Raw genomic sequence first — 3,216 nt, forward strand, 5'->3', positions numbered from 1 at the left:
CGCTGCGGCGCGGGCTGCGCCGAGCTCGACCGCCGGCTCCAGGATGTGCGCGCCGCCCTGGCGACGGCCGGCACGCTGGGCGCGCAGCTCACCTTCGCCACCATCAGCCTGGACCCGGCCTACGACACGCCGGAGGTGCTGCGGGCCTACGCCGCACAGATGGGAGCCGACCCGACGAGCTGGGCCTTCCTCACCGGCGCGCCCGAGGAGATCAAGGGGCTGGCCGGCGGCGAGCTGGGCATCTACTACGAGAAGCCCGCCGCAGACGGCAGCATGATCCACGACCAGGAGGTGCTCCTCATTGATGAGAAGGGCATCCTGCGCGCCCGCTACGCGCCGCAGGATCTGACGATGGGCCTGCTCAACCGCGACCTGGGGCTGCTCGCCCAGGAGCGCAACAGCAGTGGGGTGATGCGCCAGATCTACGAGGTCTCGCACCTCTTCCTGTGCTACCCGGACTAGCGGCACAGGTGTAAGGGCGCAGCAGCGCCGCGCTGCTGCGCCCCAACTGTCAGTCATAAGATACAAGGAGCGCACGCGCATGGCAGACGACAATGACCAGGTGAAGGCAGTGGAGGACGAGGAGCACGAGGAGCACGAGCCGCCGCGGGGAACGCTGCTGATCATGATCGGCTACCTGATCGTCACGGTCACGCTGTGGATGCAGGCCTACCTGACGCTGCTGAACAATGGAGGCCTGCCACCGCTATGAGAGACAACAGCAAGTTTGTCGGCTACCTGTTTGAGGTGGCGTGGATCCTGCCGAGCGTGGCTATCCCGATCGTGCTCTTTGTGTCGGTGGTGATCACCGCCTTCGCCGTCGGCATCCGCGTGCCGACCGACGTCGGCCGGGTGGACCCGCAGGCCCTGGCGCAGACTGCGCCCTTCGACAACCCCGGCATCCGCGAGATGGCCCCCGGCGTCTATGAGGCCACGGTGATCGCCCAGGTCTTTATGTTCACCCCGAACTCGATCGAGGTCCCGCTCGGCTCGAAGGTCACCTTCACGCTGACCAGCCGCGACGTGGTCCACGGATTCAAGATCGAGGGCACGGACGTGAACGGGATGGTCGTGCCGGGCCAGATCACCAAGGTGACGGCGACCTTTCGCAGGCCGGGCGAGTATCTGATCGTCTGCCACGAGTACTGCGGCGGCGGGCACCAGGCGATGTTCGGGAAGGTGATCGTAAAGTAAGCATGGAGTAGGGGACTCACTATGGCTCGTGCAATGACATCGTCTCGGTCGATGGTCGCCGAGAGCGCCGACCGCTTCAGCACCGAGAAGCGGCTGGCCGCGATCAACATCATCATCGCCTTCGCGGCCCTGGCCGTCGGCGGGCTGATGGGCGTGTTCCAGGTGCTCAACTACAACAACATCGACCTGTACCCGGCGGTCAAGCCGGTGCTGCCCGGCGGCTACTACCAGGGCCTGACGCTGCACGGCGTGCTCAACGTGCTGGTCTTCACCACCTTCTATATCATCGGCTTCCTGACCTTCATCTTCGCCAAGTCGCTCGACAAGCCCCTGGTCAGCCCGGCGATGGGCTGGGCCACGCTGGGCGTGATGGCGACCGGCCTGCTGCTGGCGGCGGTGCCGCTGCTGCTCAACCAGGCGACGGTGATGTTCACCTTCTACCCGCCGCTGAAGGCCAGCTCGCTCTACTACATCGGGCTGACGCTGGTGGTGGCCGGGACCTGGCTGCTGCTGCTGAACATGGTGCTGACCCGCAACGCCTGGCTGAAGGCCAACCCCGGCAAGAAGACGCCGCTCGCGGCCTTTATGGCGATCACCACCATGGCGATGTGGACGATCGCCACGATCGGCATCGCCTCGGAGATGATCTTCCTGCTCATCCCCTGGTCGCTGGGCCTGGTGGCGGGCACCGACGTGATCCTGGCCCGCACGCTGTTCTGGTTCACCGGCCACCCGATCGTCTACTTCTGGCTGCTGCCGGCCTACATCTCCTGGTACACCCTGGTGCCGAACCACGCCGGCGGCAAGCTGTTCAGCGAGCCGATGGCCCGCGTGTCCTTCATCCTGTTCCTCATCCTCTCGGTGCCGATCGGCATCCACCACCAGGTGGCCGACCCGGGCATCTCGGAGGCATGGAAGCTGGTCCACGCCACCTTCACCTTCGTGGTCTTCTTCCCCAGCCTGCTGACCTTCTTCAATGTGGTGGCCTCGCTGGAGTACTCGGGCCGCAAGCGCGGCGGCAAGGGCTGGCTCACCTGGATCTTCAGCCTGCCCTGGGGCAAGCCCGAGTTCACCACCCAGGTGGTGGCCATGCTGCTGTTCGCCTTCGGCGGGATCGGCGGCCTGGTGAACGCCTCGTACAACCTGAACCTGGTCGTCCACAACACCTCGTGGGTCTCCGGCCACTTCCACCTGACGGTCGGCACGGCGGTGGCCCTGAGCTTCATGGGCATCACCTACTGGCTGGTGCCCTACCTGACGGGCCGGCACCTGTGGAGCCGCAAGATGGCGCTGACCCAGGCCTGGCTCTGGTTTGTGGGCATGGGCATCTTCTCGCACTTCATGCACGAGCTGGGGCTGCGCGGCATGCCCCGGCGCACGATGATCGGCGGGGCGCCCTATGTGCTGGACAACTGGAAGCTGCTGCTGCCCTTCACGATGATCGGCGGCCTGCTGATGTTCGCCAGCGCGGCGCTCTACTACTTCAACATCATCATGACGATCAGCGCCGGCAAGAAGGGCTACAACGAGCCGGTGCCCTTCGCCAAGGCGCTCTCCGGCCCCGAGGACACCCCGGCCATCCTCGACCGCTTCACGCCCTGGCTGGCGGTGGCCGCCGTGCTCATCCTGACCAACTACGGCCCGACGCTGTTCAACCTGGTGACGAACGCCCGCCTGAACATCCCCGGGCTCTCGCCCTGGTGATCGCGTAAGCATGTGCCCAGCAGACACATGCTGCACTGATGGTGCTGCGGCGCGGCTACGCCGCGCCGCAGCACCATCAGTTTTTGTTCGCGCGAATAAGCCCTGGGTTAAGCCACACCGGCTGGCGACTCACGTCGCGCCGGAGCGGCGCTGCGCGCCGGGCGTCGGCGCAGGCCGACGCCGGAACCGCCCGCCTCCGCGGGCGGATGGCCGGAGGCCCCCGCGCTGCGACGTCAGTCGCCAGCTGAGGCACCGACGATCATAGGTTACCCCAAGGCGTATTCGCGCTAAGACAAGGTTTCAGAAGGGCCGAATCAG

The 3,216-nt window shown here is 66.1% G+C and carries 4 protein-coding genes; all 4 read left to right on the forward strand.

All coding sequences use genetic code 11. The annotated features are described in order from the left end of the window. The coding region (locus K2Z83_RS08815) for an SCO family protein (RefSeq protein ID WP_220594810.1) at positions 1–462 on the forward strand (462 nt) is incomplete at its 5' end. A 79-nt stretch (positions 463–541) separates the two neighbouring features. Continuing rightward, positions 542–712: a hypothetical protein gene (locus tag K2Z83_RS08820; protein ID WP_220594811.1), complete on the forward strand. Its 171-nt coding sequence runs from the start codon at positions 542–544 to the stop codon at positions 710–712. Continuing rightward, a complete protein-coding gene (locus K2Z83_RS08825) occupies positions 709–1,194 on the forward strand; it encodes a cytochrome c oxidase subunit II (RefSeq protein ID WP_220594812.1) in 486 nt (161 codons plus the stop codon). The genes K2Z83_RS08820 and K2Z83_RS08825 overlap by 4 nt, the downstream gene beginning before the upstream one ends. 21 nt (positions 1,195–1,215) lie before the next feature. Then, complete coding sequence (locus K2Z83_RS08830; protein ID WP_220594813.1) at positions 1,216–2,898, forward strand: cbb3-type cytochrome c oxidase subunit I; 1,683 nt, start codon at positions 1,216–1,218, stop codon at positions 2,896–2,898. The last annotated feature ends 318 nt before the right edge of the window (positions 2,899–3,216 follow it).

Origin of the sequence: Oscillochloris sp. ZM17-4, from assembly GCF_019599295.1 — a bacterium.
Classification (GTDB): Bacteria; Chloroflexota; Chloroflexia; order Chloroflexales; family Chloroflexaceae; genus Oscillochloris.